This is a genomic window from Nocardia cyriacigeorgica (assembly GCF_005863245.1).
GTDB lineage: Bacteria > Actinomycetota > Actinomycetes > Mycobacteriales > Mycobacteriaceae > Nocardia > Nocardia cyriacigeorgica_C.
This window is the reverse complement of record NZ_VBUT01000002.1, coordinates 457,775-480,146: the sequence shown is the minus strand read 5'-3', so window position 1 is coordinate 480,146 and position 22,372 is coordinate 457,775. Positions and strand designations below refer to the sequence as shown.

Below are 22,372 nucleotides of genomic sequence, written 5' to 3'. Positions count from 1 at the left end.
GCGCTCAAGCGCCCAGCTTCGCCGTCACCGGGACGGTCTTCTCGATGAGCTCTTCCGGGAACATTCCGCCCAGCTCCTCGCGCCACCGGCGCAGATTGGCGGGGCGGTAGTCGTCGTTCTGGGTGCAGGAGGCCAAGCGGATGCCGATATCGTCGGCGACGCCGAGTTTGCGCCAGGAATCCCAGTGGAACCGTGGACTGCGCGGATTGCGCAGCGCCCGCATCAGATTCAGGATGCGGTACCCGATGCCCAGCGAGTCGTGCCTGCGCATGTGGTCGGTGCCGGTGGTGCAGCGTTCGGACAGGGCGTCGAGGCGGTCGCGGTCGAACACCAGCCCCACCGATTCGGCCTCGGCCACCATCCAGCGCAAGGTGATGTCCGACAGCCCGCATTCGGCGTAACCGCCACCGATATCGCTGTGCACGCCCTCGAACCACACCTGCTTCACGCGCTGGAAACCCCTGCGGTACTTAACATTCGGCTCCACCGGAACCTCCCACAGGCAGGGCTCGAAGTTGCGGCGCCGCTCATCGATGGCCAAGGCCTGGCGCGCGCAGTGCACATTGGGGCCCAGGCGCACGTCGTGGAACTTGTGCCGCAGTGAGGTCAGCCCGGGCACACCCAGCGCCCCGACAGTGTCGAAGACGCCGAGGAAATCGATCTTGGCCGGGCCGGGATGGCAGTTCTCCTCGCGGAACTTTACCCACTCGGCGGGTGTCTCACCGTCCGGCGGCACCGGCTGCTTGTGGATCTTCAACGCCTCCGGGTACATGCCGTCGATCATGGCTTCCGGCGTCATGATCCCGATCCGCCCGATCAAGCCGGCGAGGCTGCGCGCGGTGAAAGCGCCGCGGCTGAACCCGAAAATGAAGATCTGGTCCCCCGGTTCCCAGTTCAACGCCAGATGCCAGTAGGCGGCCGACAGGTTCGCCTCCAACCCGAGCCCGAATGCCCCGCCCATCAACCGATCCGCGAGAAATCCCTGCGTCCCCGGCCCCGGCACATACGTGACCCACTGGTGGATCGGCCGCCCCTGGTCATCGGGCGCCTCGATCCGGATGGTCTGCGCGATCTTGATGATGTTGGATACCGTCGTGCTCGACTCGGCTTTCCAGGTGCCGTCGCAGCACACCACAAGTCGTTTCATACCCCGATCCTCCCGCCGCGCCCGCTCCGGGACCCGCGTACTCGACTACCCGAATATTCGTTCCCGCCCCCGGGACCGTTAATGAGCGATTACTCGTGCCACGGTATCCACCCGCAGGTACGTCACGCCAGACCTCTGCGTGTCAGTCCTCGTCGTAGACGACGTGATAGCGGCGGGTATAGCGATTGAGCGCGCCGGGATCGAACCGGCCACCCGCACTGACCTCGGTGCGGTGTTCGATGATCGCCTCGACCACGCACTCCCAGCCGCCCGGCGACGAGATCTGGATGACGCGCGGCGGCGGGGTGGAGCCGGGGCGCAGGGCATGCGGAACACCATGCGGCAGGAACACCAGCTCGCCCGGGCCGGCCAGGTGGATCCGGTCGTCGAATTCGACTTCCAGCCTGCCGTCGAGGACGTAGACACACTCGTCGGCGACGTGGTGGATGTGCCGGGGAATCGGCTGGGCGACAGTCACTTCCAATGCCGAGAACAGACCGTCGGTGTCGGTCGTGCGGGCCTTGACGCTGAAGGCGGGCGGGACGGCGATGCGCCCGGGCCGGGCTCGGCCCTTGCCGAGCAGGTAGAAGCGGTCGCGGTCGCCCCAGTCGCCGGGGTCGCCGATCCCGAGGTGGTAGCGCATGCCGTGGGGCTTGCCGATGGCATTGGCTTTCGCCCAGTCACGGTCCGGGGTCCACTCGCCGCTCTGGCGTGCTTCGGTGACATCCTCGAGGTAGCGCTCCCAGCCGCCCGGCGCGGACAGCTGCAAGGCGTGCACCGGTGCGTCCGGCCCGCCGAGGTTGCGCATCGCGTGCGTGACGCCGCGCGGCACCAGGAAGCACATCCCGCCGGTGACGCGGTGGGTGGTGCCGCCGTAGTCGAGGCCGAGTTCGCCGTCGATCACGTAGACGAACTCATCGAAGGTGTCGTGCACGTGCGCGGGGATTTCGGCGTCGCCGCGGTTCTCCATGAGGGTGAACCGGCCTTCGGTGTCGCCGGCGCCGGCTTTGACGGTGGTCCAGGGTGGCAGTGGGACGCGGGTAGCACGGGATGCGCCTGCTACCAGCAGGTAGAAGCGGTCGGTGGTCATGACGATCCTCTCGATATCGGAATCGGATTCCGCTTCCGAATATGGCAACCCGGCGCTCGGATGTCAACGCTTCGGGGCACTCCGCAGCCCGGAACGAGGCCGCGCCTGGCCGAGCCCGCACGTCACCTCGGGTACGATCCCGAATCGGAATCCCGTTCCGACACCTGGAAGTCTTCGCTCCATGCCAGCTGCGCCCCGTCCACTCCGCGCCGACGCCGGACGCAATCGCGCGCGCGTCCTGACGGCCGCGACCGAGCTGTTCGCCGAGCGTGGTGACGAGGTCCAGATGTCGGAGGTCGCCGGCGCGGCAGGCGTCGGCGTCGGCACCATCTACCGGCACTTCCCCACGCGGCAGGCCCTGATGGAAGCCATTGCCGAACAGCGATTCCTCGCGATCCTCGACTTCGCGCGCGCCGAATGCCTCGACTGCCGCACCGGGGTGGACGCCCTCCGGCAGCTACTGTTGCGCATCGGGCAGGTCCACGAAGACGGGCGGACGCTTTCCCGGGTGATCGAGTCCGCGCTCGGCCACACCGCACCCCAGGGCCAGGTCAGCGAGGACCTTCGCGACGTGGCCGCAACGATTCTCGATCAGGGCAGGCAGGACGGCTCATTGCGATCCGATGCCACGGTGGACGATCTGTACATGATCATCGGTTCGCTCGCGACGGTAGTGCGCGCGAATCTCGGCGACTGGAAGCGGTTCGTCGACATCACGCTGGCCGGCTTGAAGCCCTGAGCGCCGGCCAGGGCCGGAAGACTTTCTGCGCCTTGTGATCAGAATCCAGCGTGACGAGCCTTGACAGTTGCGGCACCTCCTTGCGTATCGTATAAGCGGAATATGAATCCGGTTCCGTTCATTGGTTCTGATGCGGATCACTGTTCAGGTGCGGCGAGATCTGTCGTCACGTTCGCCGGAAATGGTCGCGCAAGCAGCGACCCACCGCACCATTCCGACTGCACACCAGGGTGATTCGCTTCGATTCGGTACCGCACCAGCAGTTCGACAACCAGCAGGAAGGGCACGGCAATGGCAAACACACAACCTGCCGACCTCTCGTCCGACACGTCCGCGCGACTGAAATATTGGTCCGCCGCAACACTCTTCGCCCGCCTCGCGCTCGGCGTGGGCTTTCTGTCCGCCGTCGCCGATCGATTCGGCCTGTGGGGCCGACCCGGTACGAACAACGTCGCCTGGGGCACCTTCGACGCCTTCACCGCCTACGTCGACGACCTGGCCCCCTACCTGCCCGACCTGCTGATCGACATCACCGCCTGGGCCTCCACCGCCGCCGAACTCGCCCTTGGCCTGGCCCTCCTCCTCGGCCTGGCACTCCACTGGACCGCCCTGGCCGGCTTCGCCACCCTGCTCGCCTTCGGTGGATCCATGTTCTTCTTCTCCGGACCCGAATCTGCCTTGAACGCCTCGGTTTTCAGCGCCGCCGCCGCAGCCGCCCTCCTCGCGCTCTCACCCGAGCGCGCCCACATCGTCAGCCTCGACCGGCTCCTTCGCACTTCCCCTGCGGGCGGGGACCTGGTCAACACAACCGCCGGCTGAGCATAGTCGGCCATTGATACACCCAAGTGTCCAATCGACTGGACACTTGGGCGTATGGCGTGCCACACTCGCCTAGTGCCCGATCATCCCTATCGCGTCGATGTCGCCGGCAAAGCTGTCCATATGGCCCGCGAGCGAGCCGAAACCGCCGAACTCGCGGCGCGCTGCGTGATCGCCGAGGCCATAGCGGTAATGCGCGCAGAAGGGCTCAGCGACCGCAAGATCGCCGCTGCGCTCGGTGTCAGCAAGTCGTCGATCAAGGCAATGGCCGTCCGGCCTTCGCTCACGAACAAGACCATGGCGGCGCAGGTCGAGCCCCTCCGCCAGACGGTGTGGTCCGACGTCGCGGGTATGACCGAGCAGCACTGGATGATCGAGGACGATCACCTGCGCAGCTATGAACGGATGCTGTTGCACGGCATCACACCTGAACTGATGACAGCCACCGATACCGCGATCACCGACGCGCGGGAGTACGTGCAGGTGACCACGGGCCGGCGGATTCTCGTCTACTCGCAGACCCGCTGGAACGGCAGCCCCGACGCCGCCGCGCCGTCCGGCGGGGATCAGCGTGGCCGCTATCTGATCGAACGGTGCCCCGGCCTCGACCGCGGCCTGTGCGCTGTACGGCACGAGCCGCTGCCGCTGGAGGAGATAGGCCTGGACGAGGATGATGCGCTGTACGGCACCGGATGGCCGCGACCACGCCCGACCGCACACCAGGTCTGGAAGCTACTCACCGCCGCCATCGAAGACACCTACCAGATCTTCGACCCCTCATACCCGGAGTGGGAGATCAAACGGCGCCGGGGCACCACCGACCGCTACAGCGACCGCACCGATGCTCGACCCGGTCGACGCGTGTCCACCGATTAGCTTGCACGACACGGCAGTTCACCCACGAGCAACCGCTCACAACCCACCTTGCAATGGAGGCAACCATGGAAATCGCAACGCGAGAAGAACTCGTCGCCGGCATCGCCGAAATCATCGAGGAAGTCACCGGCATCGAGCCGTCCGAGGTCACCATCGAGAAGTCTTTCGTCGACGACCTCGACATCGACTCGCTCTCGATGGTCGAAATCGCGGTCCAAACCGAGGACAAGTACGCGGTGAAGATTCCCGATGAGGATCTTGCCGCGCTCCGTACCGTGGGTGACGCCGTCGACTACATCCAGAAGCTCGCGGCCGAGAACAGTGAAACCGCACAGGCGATCCGGGAGAAGTTCGAGGCCGGCAAGCGCGGCTGACCGCAGCGGAAGCGGTGCGGGGGTGTGGGCGGTGCCGGCGTGTGGGCGGCCTTTGTATACCCCTCACGGCCCCTCTCCGGTCATGCACGGTCGACAGGATGGCCGGTCGACCGACAGGCCCTACGTCCAGTCCGCCGTCGTTCGCGATGCGACGTATGCCTCGGCCCGAATGCGGTAAACCTGACCAGCCGATGACAGCCTGGCGCTATGCAGGCATCCGGCACGGGCGGTCGGCGCAACTCGGGCGTGTTCGCACGGCGGCCGATCTCGATCGACACATAGGGTCGCCGACGCTGTCAAGCCGCGGTGGAACCCGGCTGCGCATAGCGAGGCGTTCGTTGGTGTTGTTGTTCGGGGGCTTGTTCGTCGCGCAGGTGGTTGCGGGTGAGGGTTTCGGCGAGTAGTTCGCCTGCGTGGTGGCGGTGGTTGATTCGTGGTGTTTGGTGGGGGTCGATGTGGGGTGGGGCGATCCAGGCGGTGCGTCCGGTGTATGGGGAGTGGGGGCCTTCGGTGCAGGTTTTCCAGCCGCCGGGGCCGTCGTGGATCAGGGCGTGGCAGGCATCGCAGGCCAGGGTGAGGTTGTCGATGTCGGTGGCACCGTTCTTGCGATAGTCCAGGACGTGATGGACCGCGGACAGGCTGGCGGGGGCGTCGCAGCCGGGGCGCGAGCAGCCTTTCAGGGCAGCGATGAGCGCGAGTCGTTGGGCGGCGGAGGCGAGGCGTTTGGTACGGCCGAGGTGTAGGGGGAGGCCGTTGTGGTCGAAGACAGCGAGCCAGGGTTGGGATCGTTGGGCGAGGGTGAGCGCGTCTGCGAGGGGAACGGTGCCGCCGGTGGCGGTGGTGGCGACTCCGGCGGCGCGTTCGATATCGTCGATACTGATGGTGAGGATCGTGGAGACCGGCAGGCCGCGGTGCGCACCGAGGTGTTCGGCGATGATGCCCGAGCTGAGGATGGCTTTGAGGGCGTCGTGGTTGCGTTGGGCGGTGCTGCGGTGATCACGCGCGGCGGCTTCGGAGAGTGCGGTGGGGTCTATCCAGGTGCTGTCGGGCGGTTCTGGTGGCGAATCATTCGGCGCGCCAGCCATATCGGACGACTGACCAGCGCAAGCCCTAGCGGCCGAGGCACTCCCACCGCCACCGCGACTGACATAGCCAGCATCAGAGTCGGCTCCAGCACGAACGCCGGCGCCAGCACGGCGGCTGGCGCTCCCACGAGGGTCGGCGCAACCACGAGCGACAGCACGGTATCCCGAGCCATAGGCAGCACCTGAGCCGGCGTCGACGCCACGGCCGGCGGCGGTAGCACGGCCGGCACCAGGGTCGGCGGCAGTGACACGGCCGGTGTCAGTGCCACAGCCAGCGGTATGGCCAGGGCCAGCGGCAACACCAGCGCCAGCAGCACGGCCAGCGGCAGGGCCGTGGCCGGCGCCAGGGCTGCGGCCAGTGGTAGCGGCAGGCGCGGGGCCGGTGCGGACGTGGGGCGGCTCGGGTACCGAATCATTGTGCGCACCAGCCGTATCGGACGGTCGACCAGCGGCGGCGCCAGAGCCGACGTCAACGCCACGGCTAGCGTCGGCAGCACCCGCATCCGAGTCGGCGGCAGCCGTACCTGTACCAGCACCACGGTCGGAGTCAGCGCCCGCAGCGGCAGTAGCAGCGGGACCGGCAGCACCACGACCAGTGGGAACGGCAGCGGCAGGACCAGCAGCAGAACCAGAGCCGGAGCCGGAGCCGGAGGCGGGTGCAGGGGTGGGGCTTTCGGGGTCGTCAGGGTTGCACATGCCCGGGCGGGCGTATTTGGCCAATAGTGGGTCGAGCAGGGCGCGCAGGACGGGGTCGATCTCGCCGCGGATGGGGCTCATGCCGTCGGGGCGTTGGCGGCCGATGATGATGCCGCGCATGCGGGCTCGATCGTTGTCGGTGGTGAGGCGGCCGTCGGGGTCGAGGTAGGCCAGGATCTTGTCGCCGACCTTGCCGATGTCGTCCGGGGAGCCGGTGCGGGCGAAATCGGTGAGGATTTCCTCGGCGGCGGCCCGGTCCTCATGTGTGGCGCCGCAGGGAACGCGGTTCATGACGGTGGCGATGCCGCGGGCGTGGTCGGCGGAGATCTCGCCAGCGGTCAAGGCTTGCGCGACATTCGGCAGGCGGGGTTCGATGGGGTCGCCGCCCATGTCGTGGAAGGTGGCGACGGTGTGGGCTTGGTGGACGCGGGCACCGGCATCAGCAGAGGCCAGGTTCAGCGTTTCCATCAGGAACCGTTTCAACGATTTCGCGCCGTGCCGGGCGGGTAGTGAGCGTTCGGAGGCTTCCACCAGCAGTTTGTGGCGCACCATGGTCAGCATCCGCGAGCACCGCTCGACCTCGCGCATCATGGCGATGACGGCGTTATCCGATAGTGGCGTCAACGGTTCGGCGAGCAGGTCGGTGACTGCGGCGTACAACCGGCCGACCGCGGCCTCGTCTCCTTCGATCCCCCCACTCGAATGCATGTTCGAATACTACCGCGACGACCACCCGAGCACCAGCGAAAACCGCATCTGATCTACACATCTTCACACTGGACGGGCGATCGAAAACCATTGCGGAATACGCCGTTTGGATGACCCACCGTTGCGGTCTCAGCGCAGGATCGAACACCGGGAACGGGATTCTTCCGCGACGAACTCGAATCGATGCTGAATTACCACACCGGCTGCGCACCACGTCCATTCAAGTCAGCGTTGCTGGAACTGCTCGATTCGATGAATCGGCATGGCATCGACTTTGCTCGTGTGCCGCCCTCGCCCTGGATTCACGGATCGCGGGTAGCGCAAGCGTCAGATCGAACCACTTTGCGGATCAATTGGACTGAACTTATGGCGCTTCGGATCTCCGAATCCGGTCCGCCCGCGGACTACTCGCGATCCAAACAGGAGCGTGGCGATGTTGTAGTCCGAACACACCGAAATCCGGTCGGATCGCACCGACCGGATTCGGATTATTCTATTGTGGTTGCGCCTGATTCGAAGTTCAGGCGCGGCGCAGACCCACATATTGCAGGGCAGCAAAGACACCGACGACGATGGCCTGGAGGACCGCCCAGATGGCGCCCGCCACGGTCAGGTCCAGGCCGACAGCGAACAAGGCGGCCAGGCTGACCACCACCCACGCGGCGTTGCCCGCGATGACCGTGCGGACGGCGGCCGGGTTGATGTTCGCCGGGAGGCCGACCAGGGCGACGCCGATGCCGTAGAGGGTGAGGAAGACGCCGATGGGGATGCCGATGGCGGCGTCGAGGCCGAGCAGGGATTCGATCGGGCCGGACAGCGCCAGATAGGCCAGGCCGTTGGCGGCGGTCACCACCGCGTCCAGGCGCAGCGAAAACCGCAGCAGGGCAGGGCCGGGGGTGAGCAGGGTGGACAGGTAGCCGGGGGCGGTGGTGGTCATGATGACTCCTGGAGAGTTCGAGAGAAGATCGGGGTCAGGCGGCGGCGGGGACCTTGTCGAGGAAGCCGTAGACGTTCGCGATGCGGCCGTCGGCGATGATCGCGACGTCGAATCCGACGATGACGGCGGGCCCCTCGGCGGGGCCGAGTTCCCAGGTGAAGCGCACCTGGTCGTGGTGGCCGTCGACGGGACCTGCCGGGCGGAACACCCAGCCGGGGAACTGCGCCTGCACACCGGCGATGGCGGCGGCCAGCTGTTCGTGGCCGGTGACCGACACCAGCGGGTCGATGTAGGTGGCGTCGGGGGTGAAGACGCGCTCGACGGCGGCGGCGCGGGCGCCGGCGTCGGTGGTGTTCCAGGCCTCCAGGTACTGGGCGACGAGAGTGTTCATCCTGACCTCCATAACGTTCTGATCTGCGGTTTCTCCGCTCGATCGGCTGATGAGAACTACGTTATGGGCGGACAGGGGGTCGCCGAATCAGTCACCTATAAGTACTTTCCGACGGCGTTACCTATAGGCGTCGACTCCTGATCACCCCGGTGCGGCGAAGCGGTAGTGTTCGCTGCCGAGGGCCGGCGCGTTGACCGGCCGGCGGAAAGGTGGGGGATCCAGTGGATTTCGGCAAGAACGACGATTCGGCAACCGAGGCCGACCACGAGCCGTACCCCACGGCAGCGGACAGCGCGCCGGGCATCTGGCCGTCACCGCAAGTCACTGTGCCGCAGGCATTTCCGATCACCATGCCCGCACCGGTGCGAGCAGCTCAGATCGTCTCCTGGGTGTTCGGTGCCGTGGGCGCCGCACTGATGGCGGTGGCGGTGTCCGCGGACAACTGGGAGTTGGTCGGCGCGCTCATCGGGGGTTACCTGCCCGCCGTTTTTCTGGTGGTCCTGGCGTTCGGGTTCGCGGTGAACGGCAACGGCGTGCGCGTGTCCGCGATCGTCGCCGCCGGCGTCGGAATGTTGCTCGGCCTCGGCGCGATGACACAGGGGCTCCCGCCCGGCTTCCTCGGCTTCGGCATGTGCATGGCGATTGTGATCCTCCTGTCGCAGCGCAGCGCGGCGGACTGGTTCAAGCGGCCGCAGTGAGTTCGCGCCCACGACTTCCTCAACGCCGCGGGCCCTCGGCCACTCCCCCGAACCCACCCGGTAGGCAGCACAGACCTGTGATTCGGCGTCCGTCGTAGGCGCCGATTCCGCAGGTATCGGGCTCCTCGATCAGCGGGTACTCGGTCTTCGGCAGTTCTCACACGGCCGCGGGCAACGCACCCACCTCGAGCCGCTCACCACGCCAGCGCTGACGCAGTCGGCGGTCGTGGCTGACGATCACCAGCGCGCCGGGATAGTCGGCGAGTGCCGCTTCCAGTTCCTCGATCAGGCCGGGTGAGAGGTGGTTGGTGGGCTCGTCGAGGAGCAGCGCGTCGGTCGGCTCGCTGACCAGCCGCGCCAGCGCGAGGCGTTGGCGTTGGCCGGTGGAGAGTTCGGCGACGCGGGCGGTGAGCTGGGCGCGGTCGAACAAGCCCAGCGACAACAGGCGTTCGGCCTGCCGATCGGGTTCGCCACGCCCGCGGGCGAATGCCGCGAGCAGGGTCTCCCCCGGTTTCGCCGCAGGCGGCTGCTGGGCGAGGTAGCCGATGCGGCCGCGGCGCACGACCGTGCCCGTGTCCGGGGCGAGATCACCGGCCAGCACCCGCAGCAGCGTGGACTTGCCCGCACCGTTGGGGCCGGTGATCAACAGGCGATCGCCGGAGGCGAGGGTGAGATCGGTCCGACCGAGGCGACCCGCGACCGTGACATCGGTGGCCTCGAGCACCGCGCCGCGCACCCGGCCGCCCGCCAGAGTCGGCGTGAACCGCAACGGTTGCGGGGGCGGCGGCACCGGGTCGTCGAGCAGACGACGCAGCCGCTCCTCGGCATTGCGGACGCGGCTCGCCAGCGACTGCTGGACGCGGCCGCCGGCGCGGTCGTAGGCCATCTTGTTGTTGTCGCGCATCGCACGTCCCGGTGCCACCTGACGTGCGGTGGTCGCGACGGTCTCACGCTGCCGGGCGATGTCGGTCTGCCATTGCACATACGACTGCTCCCAGCGTTGCCTGGCCGCCGCCTTCTCGGCGAGGAATCCGCTGTAGCCGTTGCCGTGCCGGATCACACGGCGGCGGTCGGCGTCGACCTCGAGCAGACTGGTCGCGACCCGATCCAGAAAGACCCGGTCATGGGAGACCGTCACGGTGGTGCCGCGGCGGGTCCGCAGGTGATCTTCGAGCCAGGTGAGGGCGTCGTCGTCGAGATGGTTGGTCGGCTCGTCGAGCAACAGCACCTCCGGTGCCGCGGCCAGCACGGCGGCCAGGCGTAAACGCACGTGTTCACCGCCGGAGAGGCCGCCGACGGTACGCGAGCGCGGCACCAACCCGAGACCGAGGCCGTGCAGGGCTTGTTCGAGGCGGGCATCGGCGTCGTAGCCGCCGCGCAGTTCGAAAACGGTCATCAGTTCGCCGTATTCGGTCATCGCGGCGTCGTCGCCGTCGGCCATCGCGGCTTCGAGTGCGCGCATGCGGCGTTCGATCGCGCGCAGTTCGCTCATGGCGCGGTCGACGACCTGCTGGACCGTCAGGTGCGGCGGCAGGTGCTCGTCTTGGGCGAGATAGCCGACGCCGCCCTCGGATCGGACGACGATCTCGCCCCGATCAGGACGCTCGACGCCGGCGAACAAGCGCAGCAGGGTGGACTTGCCCGACCCGTTCTCGCCGATGATGCCGGTGCGCTCACCCGCGCCGAGCGAGCAGCTGATCTCGTCGAGTACGACGCGACCGTGGAAGGACTTGGTGACCGCCAGTGCGGTGATCTGAGTGGGCATGTACACGCTCCGAAGCATTCGAGGTCGAGGCGGCCGTGACGGACCGCGGGGACGGGTGAACACTTCGAATGAGCATCGGCAAGTACCTCACTAGTGCGACAACTGTCGTAATAGGATGACAGCCCAGACCCACTCCGTCAAGCATCGGATGACCGACGATGAATTCCGCACCGGACAACGACCGGCCCACCAGCACTCCCCGGCCCCGGCCGGGCGGCCGGACAGCCCGTATCCGCACCCAGGTCCTCGAGGCGGTGCACGCCGAGCTGACCGAACACGGCTACGACGCGCTCACCATCGACACCGTCGCCGCCCGCGCCGGGGTGCATCGCGCGACGGTCTACCGGCGCTGGCGCGATGTGGGCGGATTGATCGCCGATGTGTTCGCCGCCGCGGAGGACATCGAATGGCAGCCACGCGACACCGGTTCCCTGCGCGGTGACCTCGCCGCGCTCAACGAGGAAATCCAGGCGTCGCTGACCGAACAGCCGTCGATCGCGGCCGCGTTGATCGCGGTGTCGTTCCGGTCGGAGGAGGCGGCGCGGGCATTGCAGCGGCTGTGGGAGCGCCGGTACGGACAGTCGGAGATTGTCGTCGAACGGGCGGTGGAGCGTGGGGAGATTCCCGCCGGAACCGACGCGCGGGAGCTGTTGATCGCGGCCACGGCGCCGCTGTATCACCGGTTGGTGCTGCTGCGGACACCGGCCGAGGTGGACCTCGCCGACCGGATCGCCGACAGTACGGCGCGGGCGGCGGCAGCCGGCGCCTTCGTCGCCCGAGAAGGTGAAAGCTGATCATGCGCTGTGATGATCACTCGCCATGAACTGACTGGCTGGCGCACACTGTAATTCGCGTCCAGGAGCAGCAGGGCGTCGCCGGTCGAAGCTTCCAGGTCGGCGCATGTGGTCGACCGTTCCGGCATCAACAGGGACGGGGTGTGATGAATGATCAGCAGTCTCGCCACGCGCCGAGTTCCCAGCAGGCTGCGAGGTTCTGGGCAGGTTGGCGGCCGAATTGGTCGCCTACTCGCTCGCCGCGGCCCGCGCCGGTGGGCGCGGGCCGCGACCACGCCACATCAGCTCGCGGCGGCGAATGCCCCCGCCTCGTACGAGCCGCCCTTGGTCCGGGTGATCACCAGCAACCGGTTGGCGGCGTTGATCATGGCGACCAGATACACCAGGGCGGCGATCTGATCGTCGTCGTAGTGTTCGCGCACCTGCGCCCAGGTCTCGTCGGACACACCGTGATAGGCGTCGGCGAGGCGGGTGCCCTCCTCGGCGAAGGCCAGCGCGGCGCGTTCGGCGCCGGTGAACACGGTGGATTCGCGCCAGGCGGCGACCAGATTGATCCGGACCGCGGGCTCACCGGCGGCCGCGAGTTCCTTGGCGTGCGCGTCGACGCAGTAGCCGCAGCCGTTGATCTGGCTTGCCCGCAACTCCACCAGCTCGATCAGGGACTTCGGCAGCGTCGAGCCCATGATCAGCATGCTGGTGCCGGCGAAACGCTTGCCGATCTTGGCGCCGAGTTCATTGGCGTTCAGGTCGAAACGGGGTTCCATGATGTGGTCCTCACTGGTTGTCACTGGATGGGAACGACCATGAGACGAACGCTGCCGGAACCGCGTAACGGAGCATCCGAGTGACGTGCGCCACGCTCGCGCGGTGTTACGCGACGACGATGTCCGGCGTCTTGTGGGTGACACACCCGAGGAGAACAGGAGCGCAGCCATGGCCGCAACGAGCACACCGGACGCCCAGCAGCCCGCGGACCCGGCCACCGCCGCCTTCCTCGCGCATCGCAATCTGCTGTTCACCGTCGCCTACGAAATGCTGGGCTCGGCCGCCGACGCCGAAGACGTGCTGCAAGAGACGTGGATGCGGTGGGCGGGCATCGATCTCGGTGAGATGCGCGATCAGCGAGCCTACCTGGTGCGCATCACCACCCGGCAATCGCTGGACCGGCTGCGCGCGCTCGGGCGGCGCAAGGAGGCCTACGTCGGGCCGTGGCTTCCGGAGCCACTGTTGACCGCGCCGGACGTGGCCGAGGACGTGGAACTGGCCGAGAACGTCTCGATGGCGATGCTGTTGGTGCTGGAGACGCTGACGCCGATCGAACGGGCGGTGTTCGTGCTGCGCGAGGTGTTCGATCTGAGCTACGAGGAGATCGGCGAGGCCGTCGACCGCAGCCCCACCGCCGTGCGCCAGCTCGCCTATCGGGCGCGGGCGCATGTGGCGGCCCGGCGGCCGCGCGGAGTGGTGTCGGAATCCGAGACCCGCGGGGCACTCGAGGCGTTCCAGCGGGCCGTCGAGACCGGCGAATTGCAGGGCCTGCTGGACATTCTCGCGCCGGAGGTGGTGTTCCTCGGCGACGGCGGCGGAGTCGCGCAAGCGGCATTGGTGCCCATCGTCGGGGCCGAGGCGGTGGCCGGACTGCTGGCGGCCGGACTGGGCAACCTTGCCGCGCGGTCGATGGAGGCCGCGCAGGTCAACGGGTATCCGGCGCTGATCCTGCGGCTGGACGGGGAGATCGACACCGTCATCACGGTGCGCATCGACGACGGGCTGGTCACCGGGCTGTACTCGGTGCGCAACCCGGCGAAGCTGTCGCGGGTGCAGCGGGAGGTGAGTTTGCGGCGCTGAGGTGGGGCGACGACGCGGTGCGCCCATCGCAACTCCAGGCAGCGACGCCGCGCGGGACGCTACCGTGGGCGAATGCTGCATGGACGCGAAGCCGAACAGGCCGAGATCGATCGGCTGCTCGACGCGGCGCGGGCCGGGCGCAGTGGGACGCTGGTGCTGCGCGGGGACCCCGGCATCGGCAAGACCGCACTACTGGATTATGCGGCGGCGCAGGGCATTCCGGCGGCGCGCAGCGCGGGCATCGAATCGGAGGCGGAGCTGCCGTTCGCGGGACTGCACATGCTGGTGCGGCCGGGCATGGAGCTGGTGGAGCGGCTGCCCGCCCAGCAGCGGGACGCGTTGCGGGGTGCGTTCGGGCTGGCGCCGCGCGACCCCGGCGACCGGATGCTGATCGGGCTGGCGGTGCTGACGTTGCTGGCCGAGGAGTCCGCGGACGGGCCGCTGCTGTGCCTGATCGACGACGCGCACTGGCTCGACCGCGCCACCGCCGAGGCCTTGCTGTTCGCCGCGCGCAGGCTCGACGCGGAGGGGGTGGTGATGCTGTTCGCCACGCGCGCGGGCGCCGGCGACTTCCCGGCACCGGGCATCCCGGAACTCCGGCTCACCGGGCTGCGACAGGAGGCCGCGGCCGCGCTCATCGACAGCACCGCCCCCGACCTCGCGCCGGTGCTGCGGTACCGGTTGCTCACCGAGGCAGCCGGGAATCCGCTGGCGCTGCGGGAACTGCCGGCAGTGCTGGCGGCCGAAGCGCCGGAAGCAGGGCCGAATCCGCTGCCGCTCACCGACCGGCTGCGGCTGGCGTTCCACGGGCAGATCAGCGGACTGCCGGAACCGACATCGACGTTGCTGCTGGTGGCGGCCGCCGCGCACACCGCGGATCTGTCGACGGTGCTGCGGGCAGCCGAAACGCTGGGCGCGCAGGTGAGCGATCTGCGTCCGGCCGAGGAGGCGAGCCTGGTGCACAGCGACGGAAGCACGCTGGTGTTCCGTCATCCGATGCTGCGTTCGGCAGTCTACCAGAGCGCGGGCCTGAGCCGTCGGCTGCAAGCCCATCGCGCGCTGGCCGCGGTGTCGACCGCACCGGAGGATGCCGACCTGCGCGCCTGGCATCTGGCTGCCGCCGCAACCGGACCGGACGAATCGGCGGCGGCCGCGCTGGAAGCCACCGCCGAACGGGCCCGCGTGCGCAGCGGCTATCACGGCGCGGTCGCGGCCTACGAGCGCGCGGCGGACCTGAGCACCGACGCCGAAGCCCGGGTGCGACGGTTGGTACTGGCGGCCGAAACCGCTGTGGAGGCCGGGCAATTCGACCGCGCACGCTTGCTGGCCGAACGCGCCGCGGCGCACGGCAGCGACGAATCGATGTCCGCGCGACTCGATGCGGTGCGCGGCATCGCCGAGTTCGGCGCCGGCCGCCCGCGCACCGCCCATGAGCTGCTGCTGAGCGCCGCCGATGGCACGGCAGATCCGGCACGGGCCGCGCGGATTCTGGCTCAGGCCGTGCACGCCGCCTGGTATGTCGGCGCGGGGGAACTCGCCGAGGTCGCCGAGCGGGTCCGGGCCCTGCGGCTGCCTGCCGCCGACCCGATGGCACCGATCATCGGTTATCTGCTGGCCGCCACGCTCGACATCCGGCCTCGACAGGGCGCACAGAACGCCCCGGCGAGCGTGCCCGAAGCGACTGTCCGAACCAGCACCTCCCTCGATAGAGAGCGCGGCGACCAGCCGGTACCCGAAGCCCGCACCGAGCGTCGCAGGCTCGCACCGCCGCTCGAGGCCGGCGGCGCAGCACCTCGCGCCGACACGCCGGCCGACTCGGCGCCCGAATCAGCCGCTCGCTCGACGACCCCGCGCACCGACCTGCGTGTCGCCGCATCGGCCGCGCAGCACAACGGCGCCGACAGTCCGCGTGATCTGGTGCAGATGTGCGGCGCCGGGCTGGTGGTCGGCGCGGATGAGCAGGTGGGTGAGCTCGCCAGGGAACTGCTGGCGCAATGCCGTGAACAGGGCCGTATCGCGTTGCTGCCGCCATTGCTGTTCTTCCGCGCGGAGGCCGAGCTGTTTCTCGGCAGGCCGCGGGAATCGCGTGTCGCGGCGGCCGAGGGACTGCGGATCGCCGAGGACATCGGTAATGGGCATTGGGTCAGTCAGCTGTGCGGCTTCCTGGCCTACCTCGGTGCGCTCGAGGGTTCCGAAACCGAATGCGGCGAGCTGGTCGCCAAGGCGCTGGCCGAGGATCTCGGTGGCCCCGACGCGGCGGGCGCGACCTGGACTCATGCGGCGCTCGGCCTGCTCGATCTCGGGTTCGGCCGGGTGGACGGGGCACTGTCGCGGCTGGCGGCGCTCACCGTGGAACCGGCACGTCATCAGGTGATCGGGTTGCGGGTGCTGCCGGATCTGGTGGAGGCGGCGGTGCGCGGCGACGATCCGGGCCGGGCCGAGGCGGCACGGGAACGGCTGACGACGTGGGCGGATCGGACCGGCGCGGACTGGATCGCGGCGCTCGCGCACCGTGCCCGGGCCCTCACCGCCGCCGACGCGACCGCCGAACACCATTTCCGCGCCGCGCTCGCGCCCGCGGGCCGCCCGTTCGACACCGCGCGCACCCAGCTGCTGTTCGGTGAATGGCTGCGCCGCGACAAACGCAAGACCGAGGCGCGCACCCTGCTCGAATCCGCCGCCGAAACCTTCGACCGGCTCGGGTTCGCGCCGTGGGCGCAGCGGGCCCGCACCGAACTCGCCGCGCTCGGCGTCGGTGCGGCGGCCCGGCCCGCGCACGGGCTCGCGGCCGCGTTGACGCCGCAGGAATTGCAGATCGCGCGGTTGGCCGCGCAGGGCATGTCGAATCGGGAGATCGCCGCGCAGCTGGTGCTCAGCCCGCGCACCGTCGGCCATCACCTGTACAAGGCGTATCCGAAGCTCGGCGTGGTCTCGCGCGGGGAGTTGGCGGATCTGCCGCTGGGGCCGGAGTGAGCCGAGCGGTTACCGTGCGCGGATCAGGCCGGTGATCCAGACCAGGCTGCCGACCGCAGCGGCGGCGAGCACCGCGACCTGCGCGGAGCCGACGATCAGGGCAAGCGCCAGCAGCGTCGCCAGACCCGCGGCGAGCGCTTCCAGCTTGTAGACCGGCCAGGCGCTACCCGCGAGGTCGATCACGGCCGGGCGGGCCGGCAGAGGGCGGCTCGCGGCGCGGAGTTCGGGGTAGGACGCGGTCATGTCTTCAGGGTATACCGGACAGCAAAGTTAGGGCCAGCGAACTTTTTGTCGCGGGTGCCACAGCCGCCGGTCGGCGCGGGGTGTTCGGGGGTGCGGGAACAACGGCGCGGTCCCGAACTGTTTGCGCAGTTATGCCACTTACAGGGGAATACGCACCGAGCACCTCCGACTGGGCCCGCAAGCAGGCCGAGACCTACGAGAATTCCGGCGGCGAGAAGGGCACCACGCTCAACGGCGTGCCCGTCGTCCTGCTCACCACCCGCGGCGCCAAGACCGGCAAACTGCGCAAGACGCCGTTGATGCGGGTCGAGCACGACGGCGAGTACGCGGTCGTCGCCTCGCTGGGCGGGGCGCCCAAGCATCCGGTCTGGTACCACAACATCAAGGCCGACCCGCACGTCGAGCTGCGCGACGGGACGGTCAGCAAGGATTACACCGCCCGTGAGGTCTTCGGCGAGGAGAAGGCGCTGTGGTGGGAGCGCGCGGTCGCGGTCTGGCCCGACTACGCCGAGTACCAGAAGAAGACCACCCGCGAGATCCCGGTCTTCGTCCTGACCCCGCGCTGATCGGTTCGCACGCCGGCCGACCACCCGCCGCAGCGGCCGACCGCGGCGGGTGGCACGATATTCGGGTGTCGGATCCGGTCGATGTCCTCGCTGAACTGCCCACCCGTCCGCCGTTGACCGCGGACGAGATCGACGCGGCCGCGAAGCGAATTTCCGACATCATCGAGCCGACCCCGCTGCAACTGTGCCCGCGGTTGTCCCAGCTCACCGGCGCGCAGGTCTACCTCAAGCGCGAAGACCTCACCGTGGTGCGCTCCTACAAGCTGCGCGGCGCCTACAACCTGGTGGTCCAGCTCAGCGACAGCGAACGCGCCGCGGGCGTGGTCACCGCCAGCGCGGGCAACCACGCGCAGGGCGTGGCGTTCGCGTGCAAGGCCATGGGCATCAACGGCCGCATCTACGTGCCGACCACCACGCCGAAGCAGAAGCGCGACCGCATCCGCATCCACGGCGGTGAGTTCGTGGAACTGATCGCGGTCGGCGAGACCTACGATGCCGCCGCCGCGGCCGCCGCCGACGATGTGGCGCGCACCGGCGCGACGATGGTGCCGCCCTTCGACGACACCCGCACCGCCGCGGGCCAGGGCACCATCGCCGCGGAAATCCTGGACCAGCTCGGCCGCACCCCCGACCTGGTGGTGGTACCGGTGGGCGGCGGCGGCTGCCTCGCGGGCATCGGCACCTACCTGCGGGAACGGTCCCCGCAGACCGCGATCCTCGGCGTCGAACCGGCGGGTGCGGCCTCGATGACGGCGGCGCTGGTGGCCGGTGGCCCGGTGACGTTGCCCGAGATCGACCCGTTCGTCGACGGCGCCGCGGTGCGCCGCATCGGCGATGTGCCGTACGCGGCGGTGTCCGGGTTCGGCGGCCGGGTGGTCACACACGGTTCGCTGCCGTTGCTGGTGGCGACCGAATCCCCGTCGGGGGCGGGATCGTTCCGGATGATGCAGGTCGACGAGGGCGCCATCTGCACCGCCATGCTCGACCTCTACCAGAACGAGGGCATCATCGCCGAACCCGCGGGCGCGCTCGCGGTGACGGCGCTGGCCGGGATCGAGATCGAGCCGGGATCCACCGTGGTGTGCCTGGTGTCCGGCGGCAACAACGACGTCTCCCGCTACGGCGAGGTGATCGAACGGTCCCTGGTGCATCAGGGGCTCAAGCACTATTTCCTCGTGGACTTCCCGCAGGAGCCGGGCGCGCTGCGGCGCTTCCTGGACGAGGTCCTCGGGCCCGACGACGACATCACCCTGTTCGAATACGTCAAACGCAACAACCGCGAGACCGGGGCGGCGCTGGTGGGTATCGAACTCGGCGCGCCGGAGGAGCTGGAGTCGTTGCTGGCGCGGATCGCGGCCTCACCGATTCAGTGCGAGCGGCTGGAGCCGGATTCACCGGCCTACCGATACCTGACCTGAGCAGCTGCGATCGATCTCGACGGCCCGCGCTGAAGCTCGTGTTTCCGGCGGGCGGGACTGCTGTCGGCAGTGATGCCGCGCCGCGCCGGGTGGCGAGCGGGTGACGGCTCAGCGCGGCTCGGTGTCGAGGACCACGAAGGAATGGCCCGCGAGTGTCGTCGCGGCATCGTCCTGAACCGGTGTGACCCAGCAATGCACCACGGCTCCCGTCACCGGCAGTGTCACCGGTTCGGCGGAGAGATTGCAGGCCAGGGTCAGTGCGCCACGGCGGATGACGATCCAGCGCGCGTCCTCGTCGTAGTCGATGTCGGTCGGGTCCGCCCATCCGTCGGTGATCTCGGGGCGGCTGCGGCGTAGGGCGATCAGCGCGCGGTAGCAGTCGAACAGCCGGGCGTGGGTGGCCCGGTCGAGTTCGGACCAGTCCAGCTTGGAGCGCGTGAAGGTCGCCGGGTCCTGCGGATCCGGGACGTCGTCGGTGGACCAGCCGTGCTCGGCGAATTCGGCTCGGCGCCCGGCGGCCGTCGCGGCACCCACCTCGGGATCGGTGTGCGAGGTGAAGAACTGGAACGGCGTGCGCGCACCCCACTCCTCCCCCATGAACAGCATCGGCGTGTACGGCGACAGCAGCACCAGCGCCGCCTTCACCGCGAGCTGACCGTCGGACAGGTAGGCGCCGGGACGGTCGCCGAGGGCGCGGTTGCCGATCTGATCGTGGGTGCAGGTGTAGGCCAGCAGCGCCGAGGCAGCAAGCACAGCACGATCGAGCGGCCTGCCGTGAGTGCGGCCCCGAAAGGTGGAATACGTTGCGGCATGGAAGAACCCGTGCGCCCAGGTCCGCGCAAGGCACGCCATGGAGCCGAAATCGACGTAGTAGCCCTGCCGTTCACCCGAGACCGCGGCGTGGACGGCGTGATGCAGGTCGTCGTTCCACTGGCCGGTCAGGCCGTAACCGCCGGCCGCACGCGGCGTGATCAGCCGTGGATCGTTGAGGTCGCTTTCGGCGATCAAGGTCAGCGGCCGGCCCAGATACGCGGCGAGGCGGTCGGTGTCGGCGGCGAGTTCGGCGAGCAGATGGGTGGCGGTGGTGTCGGCGAGTGCGTGCACCGCGTCCAGGCGCAGGGCGTCGATGTGGAACTCGCGGAACCACCGCAGGGCATTGTCGATGACGTAGCGGCGAACCGCATCCGACCCTGGGCCGTCCAGATTCAGCCGCTGCCCCCAGGTGTTGCGCTGCTCGGCCAGATACGGCCCGAAGCGCGGCAGATAGTTGCCCACCGGGCCGAGATGGTTGTAGACCACGTCCAGCGCCACCGCCAGACCGCGGGCGTGGCAGGCGTCGACGAAGCGGCGCAGCCCGTCCGGTCCGCCGTACGGCTCGTGCACCGCATACCAGAGCACCCCGTCGTATCCCCAGTTGCGCGGGCCGTCGAAGGCGTTGACCGGCATCAACTCCACCACGGTCACCCCGAGCCGCACCAGATGATCGAGACGCTCGATCGCGGCATCGAAGGTACCCGCGGCGGTGAAGGTGCCGATGTGCAGTTCGTAGAACACCTCGCCCGCGAGCGGCCTGCCGGTCCAGTGGGTGTCGGTCCAGGCCCCGGGGTCGATGCGGTGCAGTGCCGAACGGGCGTGGACGCCGTCGGGTTGACGCGGTGAGCGCGGGTCGGGCAGCACGGCCGGGTCGTCGTCGAGCAAGTAGCCGTAGCGGGCGCCGGGCGCGGCGGGCACATCCGTACGCCACCAGCCGTCGTCCGCGCGGCTCATCGGATGGACGACGCCGTCGACCTCCAGCCGCACCAGGTCCGGCGTCGGCGCCCACACCTCGAACACGGTCACCGCGCCAGCATCGCACGCACCCGCGGCCAGGGCAGCCCGGCGCGGCACTGGTGCGCCGGTGTGGTTGCTGACACAGTGGAGGCCGTGGGTATCTACAACGATCAGGTCGTCCCCCGGCTCGTCGAGGTCGCGTGCGGCGTCAAGGCCAACGATAAGCTCCGCGCGCAGGTGTGCGGCGGGCTTTCCGGCCGGGTGGTCGAGATCGGGTTCGGGTCGGGGCTGAACGTGCCGTTCTATCCGCCTGCGGTGCGGTCGGTGAGCGCGGTGGAACCGGCCGACCTCGGCTGGAAACTCGCCGAGAAACGGGTGGCCGCGGCGACGGTGCCGATCGAGCGCGCCGCCCTGGACGGCCAGTCGCTGCCCTTCGCCGACAACAGCTTCGACACCGCGGTCTCGACCTGGACCATGTGCACCATCCCCGATATCGACGCCGCGCTGGCGGAAGTGCGCCGGGTGCTGGTGCCCGGCGGCACGCTGCATTTCGTGGAGCACGGGCTCGCGCCGGACGCGAAGGTGCGGGCCTGGCAGCACCGGCTCAACCCGATCCAGAACGCGGTCGCCGGTGGTTGCAACCTGAATCGCGATATCCGGGGGCTGATCGAGAAGGCCGGATTCGCGTTCCGCGATATCGACGTCTTCTACGGCGGATGGCCGAAGTTCATGGTGGCGCAGACCATCGGGGTCGCGGTCTCACCCTAGCCGCGTCGCCCGGCACCGACCCCATCGACGGTCGCACACGACATTTGTATTAATCGGTCCAAAACTGCTACGGTTGCCGCATGGCGCGACCACGAGGCTTCGACGAGGACGCGGCGGTCGACGCGGCGATGCGCGCGTTCTGGTCCGCGGGGTACGAGGCAACCTCGACCCAGGACCTCTGCGCGGCGACCGGACTGGGCCGCAGCAGCATCTACAACACCTTCTCCAGCAAGCACGACCTGTTCGAGCGCGCACTCGGCCGCTATATGGCGGTCAAGAACGCCGCCACCGAGCAGGTACTCGACTCCGACGCCCCGGCCGTGGAGAAACTGCGCACCCTGCTGTGGCGCGTCGTCGACGCACCCGAGGACGACCCGATCGGCTGCCTGGTGGTGAATTCGACCGTCGAGCTCGGCCCGCGCGATCCCGAGGTGGCGGCGAAACTTCGCGCCGATCAACAGTATCGGCGCGAGCTGCTCACCGTCGTCATCGAGCGCGGGCAACGCGACGGTGAGATCAGCCGCGACAAAGACCCGCGCACCCTCGCCCTGTTCGTGATCGCCACCATCGGCGGACTTCAGGTGGCGGCTCGCGGCGGCGCCGATCGCGCCGAACGCGCGGCCATCGCCGCCACCGCACTCGGCGCCTTGTAACCCGCACCGCCCCAGCG

At 69.0% G+C, this 22,372-nt stretch carries 23 protein-coding genes and 1 pseudogene; 13 read left to right on the top strand and 11 right to left on the bottom strand.

Features of this window, described 5'->3' with window-relative positions; all coding sequences use genetic code 11:
- Positions 1-4: 4 nt before the first annotated feature.
- Positions 5-1,147: a DUF2235 domain-containing protein gene (locus FEK34_RS05395; protein WP_138446718.1), complete on the bottom strand. Its 1,143-nt coding sequence runs from the start codon at positions 1,145-1,147 to the stop codon at positions 5-7.
- Positions 1,148-1,289: 142 nt separating this feature from the next.
- Positions 1,290-2,237: a cupin domain-containing protein gene (locus FEK34_RS05390; protein WP_138446717.1), complete on the bottom strand. Its 948-nt coding sequence runs from the start codon at positions 2,235-2,237 to the stop codon at positions 1,290-1,292.
- Between the two features lie 181 nt (positions 2,238-2,418).
- Between FEK34_RS05390 and FEK34_RS05385 the strand changes: the two genes are divergently transcribed.
- The 4 genes from FEK34_RS05385 (at position 2,419) to acpM (ending at position 5,045) form a co-directional block, all read left to right on the top strand.
- Positions 2,419-2,976, top strand: a complete 558-nt coding sequence (locus tag FEK34_RS05385; RefSeq protein WP_138446716.1) for a TetR/AcrR family transcriptional regulator — start codon at positions 2,419-2,421, stop codon at positions 2,974-2,976.
- Positions 2,977-3,267: 291 nt separating this feature from the next.
- Positions 3,268-3,795: a DoxX family membrane protein gene (locus FEK34_RS05380; protein WP_138446715.1), complete on the top strand. Its 528-nt coding sequence runs from the start codon at positions 3,268-3,270 to the stop codon at positions 3,793-3,795.
- 75 nt (positions 3,796-3,870) lie between these two features.
- Positions 3,871-4,671, top strand: a complete 801-nt coding sequence (locus FEK34_RS05375; RefSeq protein ID WP_138446714.1) for a helix-turn-helix domain-containing protein — start codon at positions 3,871-3,873, stop codon at positions 4,669-4,671.
- Positions 4,672-4,736: 65 nt separating this feature from the next.
- Positions 4,737-5,045 (top strand): meromycolate extension acyl carrier protein AcpM, encoded by a 309-nt coding sequence (acpM, locus tag FEK34_RS05370; RefSeq protein WP_138446713.1) that lies wholly within the window; start codon positions 4,737-4,739, stop codon positions 5,043-5,045.
- Positions 5,046-5,341: 296 nt separating this feature from the next.
- Here acpM and FEK34_RS30640 read toward each other — a convergent pair whose 3' ends face one another.
- The 3 genes and pseudogenes from FEK34_RS30640 to FEK34_RS30630 form a co-directional block, all read right to left on the bottom strand.
- On the bottom strand, positions 5,342-6,130 hold the full coding sequence (locus FEK34_RS30640) for an HNH endonuclease signature motif containing protein (RefSeq protein ID WP_349292415.1): 789 nt from the start codon (positions 6,128-6,130) through the stop codon (positions 5,342-5,344).
- Complete coding sequence (locus FEK34_RS30635) at positions 6,076-6,720, bottom strand: hypothetical protein (RefSeq protein WP_249358833.1); 645 nt, start codon at positions 6,718-6,720, stop codon at positions 6,076-6,078. Before FEK34_RS30635 ends, FEK34_RS30640 begins: the two co-directional genes overlap by 55 nt.
- A gap of 145 nt (positions 6,721-6,865) precedes the next feature.
- Positions 6,866-7,378 (bottom strand): annotated as a pseudogene (locus FEK34_RS30630) (DUF222 domain-containing protein); the annotation flags it as partial.
- Between FEK34_RS30630 and FEK34_RS30625 the strand changes: the two are divergent.
- A complete protein-coding gene (locus FEK34_RS30625) occupies positions 7,377-7,586 on the top strand; it encodes a hypothetical protein (protein WP_249358832.1) in 210 nt (69 codons plus the stop codon). The pseudogene FEK34_RS30630 and the gene FEK34_RS30625 sit on opposite strands and share 2 nt — an antisense overlap.
- 468 nt (positions 7,587-8,054) lie before the next feature.
- Here FEK34_RS30625 and FEK34_RS05360 read toward each other — a convergent pair whose 3' ends face one another.
- Entirely contained in the window at positions 8,055-8,471 is a 417-nt protein-coding gene (locus FEK34_RS05360) for a hypothetical protein (protein WP_138446711.1), read from the bottom strand.
- A 34-nt stretch (positions 8,472-8,505) separates the two neighbouring features.
- Positions 8,506-8,862, bottom strand: a complete 357-nt coding sequence (locus FEK34_RS05355) for a nuclear transport factor 2 family protein (RefSeq protein WP_138446710.1) — start codon at positions 8,860-8,862, stop codon at positions 8,506-8,508.
- Positions 8,863-9,083: 221 nt separating this feature from the next.
- Between FEK34_RS05355 and FEK34_RS05350 the strand changes: the two genes are divergently transcribed.
- A complete protein-coding gene (locus FEK34_RS05350) occupies positions 9,084-9,560 on the top strand; it encodes a hypothetical protein (protein WP_138446709.1) in 477 nt (158 codons plus the stop codon).
- A gap of 157 nt (positions 9,561-9,717) precedes the next feature.
- Here the strand turns inward: FEK34_RS05350 and abc-f are convergent, their stop codons facing one another.
- Positions 9,718-11,325, bottom strand: a complete 1,608-nt coding sequence (gene abc-f, locus FEK34_RS05345) for a ribosomal protection-like ABC-F family protein (protein ID WP_171048051.1) — start codon at positions 11,323-11,325, stop codon at positions 9,718-9,720.
- Between the two features lie 158 nt (positions 11,326-11,483).
- Here abc-f and FEK34_RS05340 point away from each other — a divergent pair, with 158 nt between their 5' ends.
- On the top strand, positions 11,484-12,119 hold the full coding sequence (locus tag FEK34_RS05340; protein ID WP_138446707.1) for a TetR/AcrR family transcriptional regulator: 636 nt from the start codon (positions 11,484-11,486) through the stop codon (positions 12,117-12,119).
- Positions 12,120-12,400: 281 nt separating this feature from the next.
- On the opposite strand, the gene FEK34_RS05335 is transcribed toward FEK34_RS05340, so the two are convergent.
- Positions 12,401-12,883, bottom strand: coding sequence for a carboxymuconolactone decarboxylase family protein (locus FEK34_RS05335; protein ID WP_138446706.1), 483 nt, complete (start codon positions 12,881-12,883; stop codon positions 12,401-12,403).
- Between the two features lie 169 nt (positions 12,884-13,052).
- On the opposite strand from FEK34_RS05335, the gene FEK34_RS05330 reads away from it, so the two are divergent.
- Entirely contained in the window at positions 13,053-13,964 is a 912-nt protein-coding gene (locus FEK34_RS05330; RefSeq protein WP_138446705.1) for an RNA polymerase sigma-70 factor, read from the top strand.
- 72 nt (positions 13,965-14,036) lie between these two features.
- Positions 14,037-16,937, top strand: coding sequence for a helix-turn-helix transcriptional regulator (locus FEK34_RS31095; protein WP_138446704.1), 2,901 nt, complete (start codon positions 14,037-14,039; stop codon positions 16,935-16,937).
- Between the two features lie 9 nt (positions 16,938-16,946).
- On the opposite strand, the gene FEK34_RS05320 is transcribed toward FEK34_RS31095, so the two are convergent.
- Positions 16,947-17,180: a hypothetical protein gene (locus tag FEK34_RS05320; RefSeq protein WP_138446703.1), complete on the bottom strand. Its 234-nt coding sequence runs from the start codon at positions 17,178-17,180 to the stop codon at positions 16,947-16,949.
- Positions 17,181-17,311: 131 nt separating this feature from the next.
- On the opposite strand from FEK34_RS05320, the gene FEK34_RS05315 reads away from it, so the two are divergent.
- Both FEK34_RS05315 and ilvA read left to right on the top strand, forming a co-directional pair.
- Positions 17,312-17,746, top strand: coding sequence for a nitroreductase family deazaflavin-dependent oxidoreductase (locus FEK34_RS05315; protein ID WP_138446702.1), 435 nt, complete (start codon positions 17,312-17,314; stop codon positions 17,744-17,746).
- Between the two features lie 65 nt (positions 17,747-17,811).
- The gene (gene ilvA / locus FEK34_RS05310) at positions 17,812-19,164 is read left to right on the top strand and encodes a threonine ammonia-lyase IlvA (protein ID WP_138446701.1); all 1,353 of its coding nucleotides are present in this window, start codon (positions 17,812-17,814) and stop codon (positions 19,162-19,164) included.
- Between the two features lie 108 nt (positions 19,165-19,272).
- On the opposite strand, the gene treZ is transcribed toward ilvA, so the two are convergent.
- Positions 19,273-21,003 carry a malto-oligosyltrehalose trehalohydrolase gene (treZ, locus tag FEK34_RS05305; protein ID WP_138446700.1) on the bottom strand — a complete coding sequence of 577 codons (1,731 nt, stop codon included), beginning with the start codon at positions 21,001-21,003 and terminating at the stop codon, positions 19,273-19,275.
- An 84-nt stretch (positions 21,004-21,087) separates the two neighbouring features.
- Between treZ and FEK34_RS05300 the strand changes: the two genes are divergently transcribed.
- A complete protein-coding gene (locus FEK34_RS05300; RefSeq protein WP_138446699.1) occupies positions 21,088-21,702 on the top strand; it encodes a class I SAM-dependent methyltransferase in 615 nt (204 codons plus the stop codon).
- An 80-nt stretch (positions 21,703-21,782) separates the two neighbouring features.
- Positions 21,783-22,355 (top strand): TetR/AcrR family transcriptional regulator, encoded by a 573-nt coding sequence (locus tag FEK34_RS05295; RefSeq protein ID WP_138446698.1) that lies wholly within the window; start codon positions 21,783-21,785, stop codon positions 22,353-22,355.
- Positions 22,356-22,372: the final 17 nt, after the last annotated feature.